Origin of the sequence: Wolbachia endosymbiont (group A) of Epistrophe grossularia, from assembly GCF_947251435.1 — a bacterium.
Lineage (GTDB): Bacteria > Pseudomonadota > Alphaproteobacteria > Rickettsiales > Anaplasmataceae > Wolbachia > Wolbachia pipientis.
Genome location: NZ_OX366363.1, coordinates 1,032,139 through 1,048,141, shown reverse-complemented (window position 1 = coordinate 1,048,141; position 16,003 = coordinate 1,032,139). Strand labels below are relative to the sequence as shown.

Annotated in this window: 18 protein-coding genes, 2 tRNA genes, 2 other RNA genes and 4 pseudogenes; 10 read left to right on the top strand and 16 right to left on the bottom strand. The window is 33.7% G+C overall.

Going from position 1 to position 16,003, the window contains the following annotated elements; translation table 11 throughout:
* Position 1: 1 nt before the first annotated feature.
* From OPR28_RS05160 to OPR28_RS05130, 7 genes are all read right to left on the bottom strand, one after another.
* Positions 2-490 (bottom strand): dihydrofolate reductase, encoded by a 489-nt coding sequence (locus OPR28_RS05160; RefSeq protein ID WP_265023637.1) that lies wholly within the window; start codon positions 488-490, stop codon positions 2-4.
* The gene (folP, locus tag OPR28_RS05155) at positions 484-1,767 is read right to left on the bottom strand and encodes a dihydropteroate synthase (RefSeq protein WP_265023636.1); all 1,284 of its coding nucleotides are present in this window, start codon (positions 1,765-1,767) and stop codon (positions 484-486) included. The genes OPR28_RS05160 and folP overlap by 7 nt, the downstream gene beginning before the upstream one ends.
* Positions 1,764-2,150, bottom strand: coding sequence for a dihydroneopterin aldolase (locus OPR28_RS05150; protein WP_265023635.1), 387 nt, complete (start codon positions 2,148-2,150; stop codon positions 1,764-1,766). The genes folP and OPR28_RS05150 overlap by 4 nt, the downstream gene beginning before the upstream one ends.
* A 39-nt stretch (positions 2,151-2,189) precedes the next feature.
* Positions 2,190-2,846, bottom strand: coding sequence for a CADD family putative folate metabolism protein (locus OPR28_RS05145; RefSeq protein WP_264724243.1), 657 nt, complete (start codon positions 2,844-2,846; stop codon positions 2,190-2,192).
* Between the two features lie 78 nt (positions 2,847-2,924).
* Positions 2,925-3,001: transfer RNA gene (locus OPR28_RS05140), tRNA-Ile, on the bottom strand.
* A gap of 42 nt (positions 3,002-3,043) precedes the next feature.
* Entirely contained in the window at positions 3,044-3,367 is a 324-nt protein-coding gene (gene trxA, locus OPR28_RS05135; protein ID WP_265023634.1) for a thioredoxin, read from the bottom strand.
* Positions 3,368-3,483: 116 nt separating this feature from the next.
* Entirely contained in the window at positions 3,484-4,104 is a 621-nt protein-coding gene (locus tag OPR28_RS05130) for a ribonuclease D (RefSeq protein WP_010962900.1), read from the bottom strand.
* Positions 4,105-4,276: 172 nt separating this feature from the next.
* On the opposite strand from OPR28_RS05130, the gene OPR28_RS05125 reads away from it, so the two are divergent.
* Positions 4,277-4,349 (top strand) — tRNA-Gly (locus OPR28_RS05125).
* A 486-nt stretch (positions 4,350-4,835) separates the two neighbouring features.
* Here OPR28_RS05125 and OPR28_RS05120 read toward each other — a convergent pair.
* Entirely contained in the window at positions 4,836-4,979 is a 144-nt protein-coding gene (locus OPR28_RS05120; RefSeq protein ID WP_265023633.1) for a hypothetical protein, read from the bottom strand.
* A gap of 33 nt (positions 4,980-5,012) precedes the next feature.
* On the opposite strand from OPR28_RS05120, the pseudogene OPR28_RS07160 reads away from it, so the two are divergent.
* Positions 5,013-5,953: pseudogene (locus OPR28_RS07160) on the top strand (IS5 family transposase).
* A gap of 97 nt (positions 5,954-6,050) precedes the next feature.
* Positions 6,051-6,203 carry a hypothetical protein gene (locus OPR28_RS05100; protein ID WP_182319668.1) on the top strand — a complete coding sequence of 51 codons (153 nt, stop codon included), beginning with the start codon at positions 6,051-6,053 and terminating at the stop codon, positions 6,201-6,203.
* Positions 6,204-6,287: 84 nt separating this feature from the next.
* Here OPR28_RS05100 and OPR28_RS05095 read toward each other — a convergent pair whose 3' ends face one another.
* From OPR28_RS05095 to ffs, 3 genes are all read right to left on the bottom strand, one after another.
* Positions 6,288-6,620, bottom strand: a complete 333-nt coding sequence (locus OPR28_RS05095; RefSeq protein WP_010963017.1) for a YbaB/EbfC family nucleoid-associated protein — start codon at positions 6,618-6,620, stop codon at positions 6,288-6,290.
* Between the two features lie 3 nt (positions 6,621-6,623).
* Positions 6,624-8,108: a DNA polymerase III subunit gamma/tau gene (gene dnaX, locus OPR28_RS05090; RefSeq protein WP_265023632.1), complete on the bottom strand. Its 1,485-nt coding sequence runs from the start codon at positions 8,106-8,108 to the stop codon at positions 6,624-6,626.
* 15 nt (positions 8,109-8,123) lie between these two features.
* An RNA gene (gene ffs, locus OPR28_RS05085) (signal recognition particle sRNA small type) lies at positions 8,124-8,223 on the bottom strand.
* Between the two features lie 232 nt (positions 8,224-8,455).
* On the opposite strand from ffs, the pseudogene OPR28_RS06965 reads away from it, so the two are divergent.
* Both OPR28_RS06965 and OPR28_RS05075 read left to right on the top strand, forming a co-directional pair.
* Positions 8,456-8,572, top strand: a pseudogene (locus OPR28_RS06965) (WPE palindromic element domain-containing protein); the annotation flags it as partial.
* Positions 8,573-8,679: 107 nt separating this feature from the next.
* Positions 8,680-9,333, top strand: coding sequence for a glutathione S-transferase family protein (locus OPR28_RS05075; RefSeq protein ID WP_065094500.1), 654 nt, complete (start codon positions 8,680-8,682; stop codon positions 9,331-9,333).
* A gap of 1 nt (position 9,334) precedes the next feature.
* Here OPR28_RS05075 and OPR28_RS05070 read toward each other — a convergent pair whose 3' ends face one another.
* Positions 9,335-9,982 (bottom strand): O-methyltransferase, encoded by a 648-nt coding sequence (locus tag OPR28_RS05070; protein ID WP_265023631.1) that lies wholly within the window; start codon positions 9,980-9,982, stop codon positions 9,335-9,337.
* Positions 9,983-10,232: 250 nt separating this feature from the next.
* Between OPR28_RS05070 and OPR28_RS05065 the strand changes: the two genes are divergently transcribed.
* Positions 10,233-10,511, top strand: a complete 279-nt coding sequence (locus tag OPR28_RS05065; protein WP_006279425.1) for a DUF2671 domain-containing protein — start codon at positions 10,233-10,235, stop codon at positions 10,509-10,511.
* A 29-nt stretch (positions 10,512-10,540) separates the two neighbouring features.
* On the opposite strand, the gene OPR28_RS05060 is transcribed toward OPR28_RS05065, so the two are convergent.
* The 3 genes from OPR28_RS05060 to ssrS form a co-directional block, all read right to left on the bottom strand.
* Positions 10,541-11,245: a DsbA family protein gene (locus OPR28_RS05060; RefSeq protein ID WP_065094498.1), complete on the bottom strand. Its 705-nt coding sequence runs from the start codon at positions 11,243-11,245 to the stop codon at positions 10,541-10,543.
* A gap of 54 nt (positions 11,246-11,299) precedes the next feature.
* Positions 11,300-11,761 carry a type II toxin-antitoxin system RatA family toxin gene (locus OPR28_RS05055; protein ID WP_010963012.1) on the bottom strand — a complete coding sequence of 154 codons (462 nt, stop codon included), beginning with the start codon at positions 11,759-11,761 and terminating at the stop codon, positions 11,300-11,302.
* 19 nt (positions 11,762-11,780) lie between these two features.
* Positions 11,781-11,941: non-coding RNA, 6S RNA (gene ssrS, locus OPR28_RS05050), on the bottom strand.
* Between the two features lie 116 nt (positions 11,942-12,057).
* Between ssrS and OPR28_RS05045 the strand changes: the two genes are divergently transcribed.
* From OPR28_RS05045 to OPR28_RS05030, 4 genes and pseudogenes are all read left to right on the top strand, one after another.
* Positions 12,058-12,648: an MlaC/ttg2D family ABC transporter substrate-binding protein gene (locus OPR28_RS05045; RefSeq protein WP_182321265.1), complete on the top strand. Its 591-nt coding sequence runs from the start codon at positions 12,058-12,060 to the stop codon at positions 12,646-12,648.
* Positions 12,645-13,700, top strand: a pseudogene (locus OPR28_RS05040) (bifunctional folylpolyglutamate synthase/dihydrofolate synthase); the annotation flags it as partial. The gene OPR28_RS05045 and the pseudogene OPR28_RS05040, both read left to right, overlap by 4 nt.
* A 60-nt stretch (positions 13,701-13,760) precedes the next feature.
* A protein-coding gene (locus OPR28_RS05035; protein WP_265023237.1) for an IS630 family transposase occupies positions 13,761-14,619 on the top strand; the annotation gives its coding sequence in 2 pieces (ribosomal slippage) (positions 13,761-14,086 and positions 14,085-14,619; 861 coding nt in all).
* A 27-nt stretch (positions 14,620-14,646) separates the two neighbouring features.
* A pseudogene (locus OPR28_RS05030) lies at positions 14,647-14,883 on the top strand (bifunctional folylpolyglutamate synthase/dihydrofolate synthase); the annotation flags it as partial.
* Here the strand turns inward: OPR28_RS05030 and OPR28_RS05025 are convergent.
* Positions 14,851-15,894, bottom strand: coding sequence for a J domain-containing protein (locus tag OPR28_RS05025; protein WP_265023629.1), 1,044 nt, complete (start codon positions 15,892-15,894; stop codon positions 14,851-14,853). The pseudogene OPR28_RS05030 and the gene OPR28_RS05025 overlap by 33 nt on opposite strands.
* Positions 15,895-16,003 lie beyond the last annotated feature (109 nt).

The following is a 16,003-nucleotide window of genomic DNA, read 5'->3' as shown; positions in this document are numbered from 1 at the left end:
ATTAACGTGTTAGCCTACATATAGTATAATCTTTCGTTTTGGTGAGAATAGTTTTATGCCATCCATCAAGAAGTGTTAAGTTGAAATATACATCACCTTTATAGGGTTTGTAAATTTCTGTCATGATGAACTCTGAAATTAGATTATATTCTAAAAAAAGATGCGCTATTTGTGCTCCACCAATCACAAAGATTTGAGGGTAACTCCAATTACTTTGGATTGACAAAAACTCTTGCATAGAAGAAATAATAGTGCATTTTACTCCTCTGTTAAAACAAGAATTTAATTTGTTACGAGAAAAAACAACAGGGATACGATCCTTCAATATGTTTTGAGGCATAGTTTCAAATGTTTTTCTTCCCATAACAATAACTTGTTTGTCAGTCACCTGACGAAAATGATCTAACTCACTTGGATAATGCCAGGGCAATCCATTATTTATTCCAATTACCCCCTTGGGATCAACAGCCATAATTCCGATAACTAGCATCCCTGTAAAGCAGCTTGAGCTACAAAAAATCGCATGTGATCACGCACATTATGCACTCGAAGGAAATCAACCTTGTTGTGCAATGCAGATGATAAAGCAATTGTTTCTAAATCTCGATTAAAGACAGGTTCTGTAGAAAAAGAAGAAATAAATGACTTTCTAGAATGACCAACCAGAACTTTGCAGCCAAAATTTTGTAACGTTTCTATACTGCGTAAAATCTGGATATTCTGGTACATAGATTTGCCAAAACCAATACCAGGATCAATAATGATCGAGCTTTGATCAAAACCTAGAGCTAGTAATCTATTAATGTTCCTTTCTGCCCAATTATTTATGGTATCAATTGGATCAATGTCACTTGGGATAATGTTGTCACTATGTGGTGGTATGGAGAGTGAATGCATAATAACGATACTACATCCACTGCTAGCAATCGCTTTTAAGGTATTATCATCTAGATCTCCCTTCTGATCGTTTACCCAGGCAATGTTGTAGTGCTCCAAAACATTCAAAATAACATCTGGCCAGAAACTATCAATGCTGACTTTAATGTCACCAACTTTCATATACTGATTGAGATTATCAAGCACTGGTTTTAAGCGTGCATATTCTGCTTTTGGAGTTTGTATTGAGGAGCCAGGTCTTGTTGATTGAGCACCAAGTTCAACTATGCTTGCACCATCTGATAACAGCCGCAGTGCCTGCTTGGTTGCTTGATCTGCATCATAATAAAGACCACCATCTGAAAATGAATCAGGAGTAATATTAACAATACCTACAAGCTCTGGTGAAAGCGTAAAACTCCTTAAAAAGCAATCCTTAATGTTAGGGTTAATAGTACCAAACGTTTTGTTAACTACTGCCATGGGACTCAGCATTGCCATCAAGTGGAGCAAAAATGGTCTGTTTATCAATTCTGGGTGAGGAATCTTAAGGTAGGATGTATCAAGTGTCAGGTTATCCCATAACAAAATATCCAAATCAATAATGCGAGGTGCCCATTTTTCATAGACCTGCGGGCGGCCAATGTCACACTCAATTTGTTTAAGGCCCTTTAACAGCTCTTCAGGAGAAGAAGAACAACTTCCGTATACAACCATATTTAGAAATGGCTTGTCCCATTCAGGTGGAGCATCATTTGGTAAAATAGCCTTAGTCTCCAGAATAATTGAAGATTTTAAATCTTTAAAATAGCGCTCCTTTAGTAACTGAGCAGCTTTTTGTAAATGGGAAAAGCGATTTCCTATATTTGAGCCAACAGAAATGTAAATCATTCTTGCAACGCATTATGATAAGTAAAGAAAACACCTCCATGCACACCAGGAACTGGTGGTGCAGTTTTGTGAGTAGTCACCCTGATAGAAGAAATAATATGCTTTTTTTGCAGCAAAAAGTCGTTAATCATCCTGTATATCCCATGAGTTAAATGTTCGATTAAATTAAATTGCTTGCCTTGAACGAAATATTGAATGTTCCGTACTACCTCCAAATAGCAGAGAGTATCTTTAAGCTGATCAGTTGTAAGCCCTAAAGGAGGAGATTTAAAAGTGAAACCAATATCAATACTCACCAATTGGGGAGAAAACTTCTCTTCTGCGCTACATCCTAAATGAACCCAAAGCCGCAGATCAGATATAAGAAGATTACATGCAGACATTGCATTCCAATATCACTGAGTTTAAGCTACTTACAACTACTAACACACGCTAGCATTCATCATTCCATCAAGAAAACCCCACAAGAGCTTTGCTCCCTTTTGAGCACCCTGCATAACTTTATCTTGCTCTTTTTCATCTAGATCTTCAATAAGATTTGCACACTCCTCAGAATGCCACTCATCAGCATGCATATGGACCGTAAAAAATTGAAGAGAACGCTCATCACTTATTGAATAGTGTTTTTTTAAACCTTCAATTTTAGACTTGGAAACCTCTGGAGTTTGACGTTCGTAAGCGTACAAGGCTCCAAGACCTGCCGCAAAACCTGATCTTACAATATCAAAGTAACCATCAACTAACTCCTGTGTCTCTTTAATCTGTGCACTTTCACGAAGATCAGATCGCGCAACGCCAAGCCCTTCAGCAAAACGTTGCCATAATTCTGGATGATTTTCATCACCTTGTTCTTCTTCTATCAAATTACCAAGCAAAACCTGTCGCATTTTTAGATCTGGGCACAAAAAATGTATACCACTGATATAACGAGGAAACGCAGCAACGTGGTGATAATATTCTTTAGCATAGGTTTGTAAAGCTTGCAAGCTTAAGCTTCCTGTATTCCATGACTGGTAAAATGGATGATTTAGTAAGTGCAATTCATCTAACTTGTTATTTAGAGACTTAGTAAATTTCATTATTTCCTCCATTATATCAACATATAGTTCATATACTACAGCTTTCTCATTGTTACGATCATGCTAAGATCAACACAATGGTGGGATTGGTAGGACTCGAACCTACGGCCAATTCGTTATGAGCGAACTGCTCTAACCGACTGAGCTACAATCCCTTTTATCAATATTTATAATACACACAAAAGCAAATTTGTCTATTAGCTTATTTCACTATCAACCCAACTTGACAAATCATTTGTTGCACCAATTTTGCGTGCAATTTCCTTACCATCTTGAAATATGATTAAAGTAGGTATAGATTGCACTCCATACTTACTTGGCACTTCAGTTTCTCCATCTATATCGAATTTGCAGATCTTAATCTTGCCTTTTCTGTCTTTAGCCAACTGTTCAATACGTGGCATTAGACTTTTACATGGCCCACACCATTCTGCCCAAAAGTCTATCAGAACAAACCCTTTATAGTCAGTGACTTCAGATTTGAAATTTTGATCATTTACCGATGTAATATCATCACTCATAAAATACCTAAATTTTTGTAAAATATAGCGTATCTATTAGCAGTTAATCAACTAAATTCTTACCGCAGAGCTTGAAAAATTGCCCTAAAGTGTTTTGCATAAACAAAAAACTTCTATTACATCTGGTGGTTAAAGATATCCACGTTTTCCCAACCCATTAAGTCTAACTCAATACGAGTAGGAAGAAATTCAAAGCACTTTTGGGCCAATTCTTTTCTATTTTCACGTTCCAGCATTAAGTCTAGCTTTTCCTTTATCCTGTGGAGATACAAAACATCAGATGCAGCATAACTTTTTTGTTTGTCTGTTAAATTTTCATTTCCCCAATCAGAAGATTGCTGCTGCTTATTTAGTTTGGTATCAAGCAGCTCTAAGCACAACTCTTTTAAGCTATGATTATCTGTGTAAGTGCGAACTAAACGTGAAGCTATCTTTGTGCAATAGCACGGAAGTGCCCAAGTTTCCAAGTAATAACGTATTATGCTCACATCAAATCGCGCGAAGTGAAATATTTTAGTTATATTTTTATCCTCTAATATTTTTCTCAAATTTGGCGCTGTATAATCGTTCTTGAGTTGAACTAAGTGAGCGTTGCCATCATTAAAAGAGAGCTGCACAAGGCATAATCTATCTCTGCTATGAAGTAGCCCCATTGCCTCGGTATCAACAGCTATAGACCTTATATCATCTGGTATTGAACTAGCTGGCAAGTCGTCTTTATATAAAAATATTCCCATAAAGCTTTGTGGAATAATTAAAAACTTATGATAATCAAAAATAAGCCTTAAGTATACGAAAAGATCATAGAAGGAACCACGCAAATTTATGGGCTCTCACATTTTTCATGTACACGGGGTTTACAAATCGCTGTATATGCCTATAATTAAGTAAATTTAGGTTAATTTAATTGCGGGAGTAGCTCAGTTGGTAGAGCGCAACCTTGCCAAGGTTGAGGTCGAGAGTTCGAACCCCTTCTCCCGCTCTTTGCTTTCAAAATCATTTCGTCAAAAATCCCTTGACAAACTCCGCCAGCCCCCTTATCATGAAACTGAAGCTATTTATTTATCTTCTCTGTACAGATTAAATGACAAAAAAACTCACGTATCTGGCGTCCCATGTTTAATTTTTTGCACTATGTGCACCTTATGTCTTTATAAAATTTCTAGGTTTTTACCTAATATAAGCTGAAATGCGCTTATAAAGCATTTAAAACATCAAAAAACGCCGATTTAAAAAATGGATAGTGAATAACTAGCTACCCTAGGGTTTCTTTTGCCTTTTTTTCTGTTTAGTAAATTTCTTAATGTTTATAATTTAGATTAGTTGCGGCTTAAAAGCAACTAAATCGCGGTTATTAAGCGTTTAGAATAAAAAAACGCCATACTTGAAAGTATAATGTAAGTAATTAGCCAACCACGGGGCTTCTTTTGCCTTTTTTTTCGTTTGGTAAATTCCTTAATATTTATAGCTAAGAGAGCCCAAGAGAGGTGTCATTCCAGCGCGTGACGCTGGAATCCCAAAAAAAGGATGATGTCATCCCAGTGCGTGACACTGGGATGGCTTTGTTGCATCGCTCAAGTGAAAAGAACTGGCAGTTACTGACAAAATTCATTATAAATAGCCATTTAACTGTTGAAGAAAAAATATGCCACAAAAAATGAGAGTCAGTAACTGCCATGAATATAACAAATTTCTCCAAGAAAGAGGAAGCATTTTTTGTTATATCAATGACGCCATAGAAAATTGGTACGAGAATTGTCCAAAAATGCAGGGCGGCAACTATATTTATAGTGATAAAGTTGTGATTTTGGTGCATATAATCGTCAGTTTCTTTAGAATTGGTTTAAGACAAACAGTCGGGTTTATAAAAGGGTATTTGCAACAAATAGGAAGAGATTTGGCAGTTATCAGCTATTCACAAGCATCAAGAAGGTTTAAGAAACTTAATATTAAGATAAATGATTGCAGAATTGATAAAAATAATATGGAAGATATCGAAATTGCTATAGACAGTACAGGAATTAGTATATACAACAACACTCCTGGTCACAGCAAGGAAAATAGCACTGACAGAAAATATCGTGGCTATGAGCAAACGAGAAAATTGCACGTAATGTTGAATATAAACAACAAAAAAGCCATAGCTGTAAAATACAGTAACGGCTGATCACTATGGAGCTTGTGATTTGCTAAAAGAAGTTGATTTTCAGCATGCCATAAAAGCACTATATGCAGATAGAGCATGTGATAGGCACAAGTTTTATAAGTTGTGTAACAAATATGATATAAAGACAAAAATTCCACCAATAAACAATGCGGCAGAACATCCAGAAATAGATTATATGTCTGACAGGAATGCTGCTATTAGGTTAATAAAATTATACGGTGAAGATGGCATGAAAGAATGGAAAAAAGAAGTAAATTATGGCTTATATTGAAGGGTTTTTCTCAAGATTAAAGCAAATATTCGGATTTAGTTTTAGGAATAAATCTGAGATAAATCGAGAAAAAGAACTGCTAATCAAATGCTATTTGCTTAATAAATTCACTGATATTGGTATGGCTAAATTTGAGATAGTTACATGAATTTACCATAAATCACCATCTCATAAAGTGTGATGCAACAAAGCCCACTGGGATCCAGGAATTTTATTAAGTTGGTAAGCATAAAAGTAGCCGTTTTATGTTAAAGCACAACGTTCTTGATGAAATTACGGCAAGGCTGGATTCCAGTGTCAAGCACTGGAATGACATCGTTTACTATGTGATATCGTGCCATATTGCAATGTTTGTACAGTTGTGGAATGAATCACGGTATGACGTAGGGCTATGCTAGTATAGGTACATTATATGAAGAAGTACTAGCGTTGGGAATATTAGAAAAAAAATACTTACACTAAAAGAAACTTCAGTAGTAAATTCAAAAAGGAAGTTTAAACCCAGATGGTAAACCCATCATACCTGCAAGATCAGAAGTTGCATTCGCCATATCTTCTTCTGCTTTTTTAACGGCATCATTAAACGCTGCTGTTACTAAATCCTCTACTATATCTTTTTCCTCATTTCTCATAAGTTCTAAGTCTATGTTCACCTTTTTAGCTTTATAGCTACCTATTTTTATGACTTCCACTAATACAGAAACTTTGCCACCACCAGAAATACCTTGAAACTCTTTTCCAACATATTTTTCTTGAGCTTCTGCAAGCTTTTTTTGCATCTCTTGCGCTTGTTTCATTATTTGACTAAAATCCACAACTTACTCCTTATTTTCTACATTAACTACTTTTGCACCTTTAAACGTGTCAAGGATATCCTTAACTGCAGGTGCATAATTTAAATTACTCACTTCCCTGTTTATATAACCTGTATCAACTGCAATAACCCACTCTTGCTGAGTCACCTGGTTTAAGTAATTTTTTAAATCATTGCAAAAATTACTATCCAACTTAGATACAGCTTTTAATTTTAAATATCCAGGTTTACAATCTATTAATTGTAGATTATTATACAGTTGTTTGTAAAGATAAATTTGGTTACTCCGCCTTAATAGTTGCAAAACTTTGTCAAAATCATAATTTTGTTGCTGTTCATTTCTTACATTACGTGTATTTTCCGGCTGTGCATTCTGCGAAAGAATTTTTTTGACCACCTGTTCCGGAGAAGGCAGATCAGAAAGATAACAGAGGCTAATTAACATCATTTCAGCAGCAACATCGTTGCATGTTGAAGTTTTTATATCTTGAATACCTTTAAGCAACATCTTCCACAATCTCGAAAAAAATATTAAAGATCTCTTTATACTTAAATCTTTTATCCTATTCTTTTCATGCTCTGTAACTGCATTATCAATCTCTTTTGTAATCAAAAAACGGCATACTAACTGAATTGTTTGCAATAGACCTTCAAAAATACTAAGTGGGTTTGCTGTTTTTACCGCCTTGTCAAACACTGATAGAGCTTTCTGTAAATCACCTTCTAATATTGCCCCTAATAGATCGAATATAATATCTTTATCCACTAGGCCAAGTATGTCTGTCACATTTTTAGTGGATATTGCACCATCTTTGCTATATAGCACTGCTTGATTCATCAAAAACAAGGCGTTACGCATTGAATTTCCAGAGTGTCGTGTAATTAATTCTAATGCTCCCTTTTCAATGGAATAACTCTCTTTTTGTGCAACATCATTTAAACGTTCCACTATTTTAGCTACAGGAATGTTGTGTAAATCAAATCTTTGACAACGTGCAATAATAGTTATTGGTATCTTTTTTATTTCCGTAGTTGCTAAAATGAACTTTACACTAGATGGTGGCTCTTCTAGGGTTTTAAGTAATGCGTTAAATGCACTGCTAGATAGCATGTGTACTTCATCTATAATGTAGACTTTGAATTTAGAGCTTATAGGTGAATAGCAAATATCTCCCAGGATTACTTTAATATCGTCAATGCTAGTGTGACTTGCTGCATCGATTTCAATTACATCTGGATGGCTTGAATTTTTTATTGCTAGACAATTTTCACATGATCCGCAAGGTTCAAAAATTGGCCCCAGGGAACAATTCAAACATAAAGCTATTATCCTTGCAGTGGTGGTTTTACCAACTCCACTACTACCAGAGAGCAGTATAGATTGTGGGATTTTGTTTAAAATAAAAGCATTTTCTAATACACGCACTAATATATCTTGACCTACTAGATCTTTGAAGCTACTAGGACGATGTTTTAATGCTATATTCATAGCCTCGGATAAAACAAATAATGAAATAGGTATGCAACCCAAAAAGGTTCTGATATGGCTGCTTCATTTCTGATCTGACCAAATTACAGAGTTTTTGCCTGCATACCTTATAAAATATTATACTTTTTTTTTTATTTAGCAAGGTATATCCTATGTTAGTTTTATAATTTGATATGTCAGATTTTTTGCAGTGCTATTTTGAAGTAAACAAAAAGTTAGTTGTCATGCAAGTCACTACAAGATTGTCACTCCAATGTTTATTTATGTCATTTCAGCGCTTATTTATGTCATCCCAGTGCCTAGGCATACAGCTGTATGAATGTTGTGATATAAGAGCAATTTTTACCGAAAAGGATGTCATCCCAGTGCTTGACTACTTGGATCCAGAAAACTTAACTGTAAATGAGCGCACTAGGCAATTGTATAACAAGAACTGGATTCCAGTGTCAGCTACTTGCATGACACTACCTGCTACGCAAACTTCTGTGGACTACAAAGAAAGTTCGTACAGTTGTAGGTCAAGCCATAGAGTAACAAAAAAAGGATATTGGTATAACAAAAGAGGAACACTATGATTTTATATCATTTTCCTCTTTGTCCATTTTCACGAAAAGTTAGAGCTTTTCTAAAAGAAAAAAAATTAGGCTGTGATCTAGTGTATGAAAATCCGTGGGAAAAGCGGAATGAATTTATGGAGATCAATCCAACCGGGCAAGTACCAGTGTTAATAGATAATAACTTTGTAATAGCGGATAGTAATGCCATTTGTGAATATATAGAAGAGACTTACAATAGCGACGTCAAATTACTTGGTTCATCCACTATTATTAAGTCTAAAATACGCGCTCTAATCAATTGGTTCGATAACAAATTTTACAATGAAGTTACTAAGTATATTATGAATGAAAAAGTAATTACTAACCGCAGCCCTGACTCTAGATTTCTTCATGCAGCTCAGCATAACCTGCCTTGCCATATGGAATACATCGAACACTTAATTAACAAGAACGTTTGGCTTGCAACTGATAAGTTCACTTTAGCTGATATTACTTTAGCATCGCATATTTCCGTAATGGATTATGTAAGTAGTTTTCCATGGGAAAAAAGTAAAATTTTAAAAGAATGGTACTCCATTGTTAAATCAAAGCCTTGTTTTCGTGAGATATTATTAGAGAGGATTTCTGGTTTAATCCCTCCTAAACATTATGCTGACCTTGATTTTTAACTTATGTTAGCTTTAAAGCTACAGTCATTCCTTCATCAGTTGGAATCAATATAGAGAAATATTTTTTTTCATCTGATAATCTATTATTAAACTCCCTCATGGCATGCCATGATTTTTCTGATACTTCTTTTGGAGGCGATTCTAAAAATACTGTGTTAAACAGTAGAGTGTTATCTGCAACGATTAGCCCATCTTGTTTAATGTATGACTCTGCCCAATCTAAATATTTAGGATAACCACCTTTATCAGCATCGATAAATATCATGTCAAATGGTGCTTTTGCTGATAATTCATTAAGTTTTTCCAATGCATTGCCTTCTATTAGAGTAATTTTATCACTTAGATTAAAAGCACTAAAATTTTTTTTTGCTATTCTTGAGTGTTGAGGGTTATTTTCTATTGTATATATGTGACCATCTTCCAGTAGAGCTTTTGCCATGCAAATCGACGAATAACCGTATAACGTGCCAATCTCAACAATACTTTTGATTTTTTGGATTTTTATAAATAAACTTAATAGCTTTCCTTCTTCAGGGCCAATTTGAATATGTTGCTTTTTTTCAAGAATACAATATTCTTCTATTTTTTTATATTCTTTTGCAAATAGATTTCTTATGTATGACAATTTTATACTAAAATTATTACGCATATATTATAAATTAGGGAGACTTAATTCATACACAATTTATAAATATAATAATATAGTTTAAAATAATAAAAACATTTATTTTAAGTTATTATTTCATAGTATAAAATTTTAAGTGACAAAAATTATTATATATCGTACTATAGTTAACTAGTATAATAAACAGTCGATTATTATGCTAGAATTAAAGGGATTGTTTATGCGCATTTCTCTTTTTAAAATATAATTTTTATAATCAATTAGAGGGGGTTATATGTCTTATACTATTGCTGGTGAAGTTGAAACGTTAAACAAAAAATCTAACAAGAATGAAGGGGTTATGTTACTACATAATCCAGCTTATCGTGAAAAGTATAAAGAACGTTTTGATGAAGCTCAGAGAAAAGTTATGGATATGGTTCAGTTTTATGATGGGACAATAGTATTAATAGAGAATAAAATCGCTATGTATTACTACACTTGGCACAGTAAAAAAAGAGAGTTTGAGCGTAAAAAACAACAAACAGTAGTGAAAAACAATGACTCAGCATAGAGTCTTTTATATGGTAAGCTACAGTGGTATTACTTCACTATAGCTTTTCCATATAATTTATCTATCACATTAGTGAAATATTTCAGCTCTTTATACCCTCCATGTTTAACTTTATTATGCTCTATATATGATTTATCATCGTTAAGCTTGATGAAAAATATTGGAGTGGCTGTGATACCAAGTTTATTAATTGCCAGTGATTTATCATTTACGATTTTATCCATTATTTTCTTATCATTAATGCATTGGTTAAATGCATCTTGCTTTAAGTTGCTTAGTGCAGCAATTCTTTGTAGTAAAGTCAAATCACTTAAATTGTAGTAATTCCACGAATCTATTGAGTTAAAAACAGCTTTGTTAAAATTAAAGTAGTCTTCTTGTTTTTCGTAGCAATGACTTAGCATTGCAGCCTTTAGCCCTCTGTAATCCAAAGGAAAATGACGAAATATATATAACATCTTACCTGTGTCTATATATTTCTCTTTAATTTTAGGAAAAACATTCCTATGAAAAAGAGAGCAGTGATAACAAGTTAATGAAGCATATTCTATCATTAGAATTGGTGCTTTTGGATCTCCTAATAATTTATCATCAGGTAATGGCGATAATAGCTCATTTGATGTTATTTCATTGGGTTTTTTTTGAATGTATTGGTTATCGGATAAATCTTGCTTAACAACTGCATAAGAATTAACACTTATGAAAATTAATAAAAACAATAGTCTAAAAATCATTACAATATAAACACTTAACTTACTAAAAAAAATTATACATTTATATTAATAATGTCAAGATAACTTTTGTTTAGCAAGGCTTTCAGCCCTATCTTTAAATGCAGCAATTATTTTACTTTGTGTATACTTATATACTGAGTTTAATAAAGTGGAAAATGAGTTGGACTTAAACTTAAACTCTATATAAAACTTTACCATAGTTTTATTTTCATCTATGGGAATGAATTGCCATTCATTGTATAGATGTTTAAATATTCCATTTGATGATACAGCTTTTATCCAACCTTCATTTGTTCCACTTGGAGAAAGAGAAGTAACTTCTGATGTATATCTACCTTTAATTCCATGAAAAGCTGCGAGGAGATCCACAACCATTTGGTTGTTAATTTTTTCTTTTATATAAACGGCTTTGCACCAAGGAACAAAATCAGGATACCTTTCAACATCAATTACAATTTGGAATACTTCATTAGGCAAACATAGGAAAACACCCTGTTCTTTGTATTGATGAAGCATAAATGTTAAACCAATCAAAATAGGATCCGTATCTACCGTCAGCCTTAGTAGATTCCTGAGACTAAAGTTAAGGTGGGCATCGCGTATCAATTTCAACGAAATTAACAGAGGCAATTCCCTTGACTAGAAATTATCGCTCGGGAAATTTAACTTAACTCATAACGCATAGAACAGACCCTTAATTAATTGTAGATGATTTATACAAGGTGTGTCTATAGATATATTAAAGCTAGCGATTATTATTTAATCTTTATTAAACTTTGCATTCTAAGTATCATAGCTAATAAATATATCTTATGAACATTACTAAAGTTTTAACTATCATTGTTTTTATTGTAATTTCTTCAAGTGCTTACACTAATTGTACAGATCACAAAATTTTTGTGCATACTATGAAGCAACAAGTGGATGGTATATCTACAAAGGAGAATAAAAAAAACCGGGAATGTGTGCAAAAAAAGCTTCAGGAGGTCATTCAAAACAATGTTAACCTCAAAGGAATATCGCAATTCGTTATAGGGAAACATTGGGCTTTAGTTAAACAAAAAGAAAAAGAAGATTTTTTAAGAGAGTATGAAGTGTATCTTACGCGTTTGTGCGTTAAAATTTTATATAAATACATGCATGATAGTGAAATGATCATAATGAGTACAAAAGCAGTTGACGATGAAACTTGCTTAATTGGTACAAGATTTTCTTACGGTGATGAAGAATTTACAAATATTGATTTTAAAGTTACTAAAAATAACAGTTCTTTCTTGATAAGTGATGTTGTAATGAGTGGAATAAGTATTGCTATTAATCAACGTTATCAATTTAGTGAAAAAATCGACACACATGGCATAGCAAGTGTGATAGATGAATTAAAATGTAACAACAATCTATGATATATATGCCTCATTGGCCTAAGCCACTTGGTAGCAGGCCGAATGATTTTTCTCTTGATCGCATAAAAGGCTTTCTTAGCAAACTAGATAACCCCGAGAAAAAAATGCCTCCCGCAATTCATATAGCTGGAACTAATGGGAAAGGCTCAACACTAGCATTTATAAGATATATAATGCAAGCAGCAGGGTATAAGGTACACGCATACACTTCTCCACATTTGGTGAATTTTAATGAAAGAATAGTTATTGCAGGCAGTTATATCGACGATAATGAATTATATAGCTTGTTAGAAGAATGCCGTGCCGTAATTGCAGAACAACCTATCACTCTATTTGAAGCTGCAACTATTGCAGCTTTTTTAGCTTTTTCTCGTCATAAAGCCGATATAACTTTAGTTGAAGTGGGTATGGGTGGAAGACTTGATACAACAAATGTTATAGATAGTCCGATTTTAACAATCATTACTTCCATTGCCCTTGATCATACAGAATATCTTGGCCCTACTGTAGAAACCATAGCAGGTGAAAAAGCTGGAATAATGAAACCTAATATTCCTTGTGTAATAGCACCACAAAAAAAGTCTATAATGAATACACTAGAATTCCATGCAATAAATAAGAAATCTCCTCTGTATAGAGGAGGCCTTGAATGGAATTGCAAAAAAAAGAACAACAAAATGGTTTTTCAATCAGCTATTCAATCAATAGAATTTCCTTTGCCATCTTTAAAGGGTGATCATCAGGTGATTAATGCAGGCAATGCTATTGCAGCATGTAGTATTTTAAGTGGAAAGTATGAATTTGATATTGGAGAAGAGGATATCACTTCAGGTTTACAGTGCACTTATTGGCCTGCACGACTGGAGCGTATAAAAGAGGGCAATTTAATTTCTTTATTACCAAAAGATTGGCAATTATTTTTAGATGGTGCGCACAATAATGACGGTGCTAGAGTGCTATCTCAGTGGGTAAGAGATAACTTTGCTGAAGGTATCTATGTGGTTTTTGGTGTTACTCGTAACAGAAATGTAGAAGAGTTCTTAGAACACTTATAGCTCTTCTCATAATAATCCAAATAAGGTAAGATATGGATTTATGGTAGTGGGGTTTGTATGCCAGCAGCGTATAGTTATGACTTAAGGAAAAAAGCAATGGAAGCATTGGATGAGGGAGAAAGTAGAGCAACTGTTGCCAAGAGATTTAAAATTGGAAAAACGACTTTATATGAGTGGCAGAAAAGGCGTGAGGAAACAGGAGATTTTCAGTCAAAAAAGCCTGGAAGCGTAGGATATAACCATAAAATTACCGACTGGAATGTCTTCACCGAATTTGCAAAAAACCATGGCGGCAAAACTCAGTCAGAGATGGCTAAACTCTGGGGCAATATCAGTCGACAAACGATTCACCGCGCACTTAAAAATATTGGCTTTACAAGAAAAAAAGACCTACGGATATAAAGAAAGAAATGAAGAAAAGCGAGCTCAATTTGCAAAGGTTATAGCAACAAAATATCCTGAAAATCTTGTATATATTGACGAATCTGGGATAGACAATACAGAAGACTACCCATACGGATATTGCAGAAAAGGAGAGAGGTTTCATTCACTAAAATCAGGTAAAAAAACTCAGCGTGTCAGTATGATTGCAGCTCTAAATAAAAAGAAAATCATTGCTCCATTGACCTTTGAGGGATACTGCAACAAGGATGTTTTTGAGGCTTGGTTTGAGCAGTTTTTGACTCCAATTTTAAGGTCTGGCCAAACTGTAATTCTTGATAACGCTGCTTTCCATAAATCTAAAAAAATCGATGATCTTGCTAAAGGAGTAGGTGCTGAAATTCTTTATCTTCCTCCATATTCTCCAGACTTTAACGAAATTGAGCATCATTGGTTTGCTATAAAGAACAGAGCTAGAAAAAATATCCCTATTTTTCAGTCTTTCCGTCAAGCTGTTGATTCTGCTTTTTTATGATTTGTTCTGACTATTATGAGAAGAGCTATAACACCATATATCAAACTACTATGTGCGGTTTGTGTTAAGTCTGAACCTAAAGCAACAAATACAAATTTGATTAGGGAAAAAGCCAATAACATAGGAATAAAAGCAGTTGAATGTGAATCAATTGGCGATGCAATATCAAATCACATATTAAAAGCCTCTATCCAAAACGTCAAAACCATACTAATCTGTGGCTCATTGTTCCTAGCTAGAGATTTGAGTATGGAGAATAGCTAACTTTGATGATATTAACTGACCGATGGGGAAATAACTTTGATTGCTCATAGTACTGCTTGGCTTTTCGTTATCGACTTCTATAAACTGATCATCACCTTTAAATTGCTCCTCAATTGAATTTATAGTTGTCTTTTTGAGAATGTAATTACTTGCAGCATTGAAAACAGGTGAAGTAACAATTAAAAGCGTGAATGGTAATGAAAGTAATAAGCCGGATAACATCATAGAGTTAGTTATACCAAAGCCGTTGGCAACTAAATCTAATCCCACACCGAAAAACATTAAAGATGTACAGATTATGTTGCTCAAAATAACTGAATTTTTTAGCCACTTTAATTTAGTCCTATCACTCTTTGAAAAATTTTCGCATTCTTGGTCAAAGTTAAACAATAATAAAATATTAGTCTGATGATTAAACTCTTTCCCATTTCTAGTATAAATGCTCTTAACAGCTAGACTCAAAATAGATCCTGCTAACAAGGGAGCAAGAAAACCTACTGCTATTGGTACATTACAAGAAATACCATTAATTATTAAAAATGCAATTGATGTGAAGAATACTAAAAGACTTCCTAAGAGAGATGAATAAGAAGAATATTTTGAATAAGCAGTTACATTATTGTTAATTGACTGCTGCTTATTATAGAGTTTATTTCTGCGCTTATCATCTAAGTATTTTTGCAATTCTTCATAACTGCAACTCCACAACTTACCGCGTAATTCTTTTATTAAATTATTTCTTTTATTGAGACCTTTCTCCAACGGCTCTATTATAAATTCTTCAAAAAATGGCTTATTTGATGCAATAACCTTAAATTTCTCCTCTGCTTCTTTATTGTTTGGGTTTTTATCTGGGTGATATTTTAACGATAATTTACGGTATCGTGCATTGAACTCTTTCCTAATAGTCTCAATGCCAAAATTTACCACATCCTTTTTCTGAATACCAAACGTTAAAAACAACCGCTTAAAAGCGTGATACTCATTTTCATTCAAAACATTTCTAGCCATATTACACCTACAAATTAACTAACTATTAATGTTCTATAATATACATATTTCCAAACTATGTCAATTATTTCATAAATATCTCTGGTAAAAATTATTTCTGTTATGACTA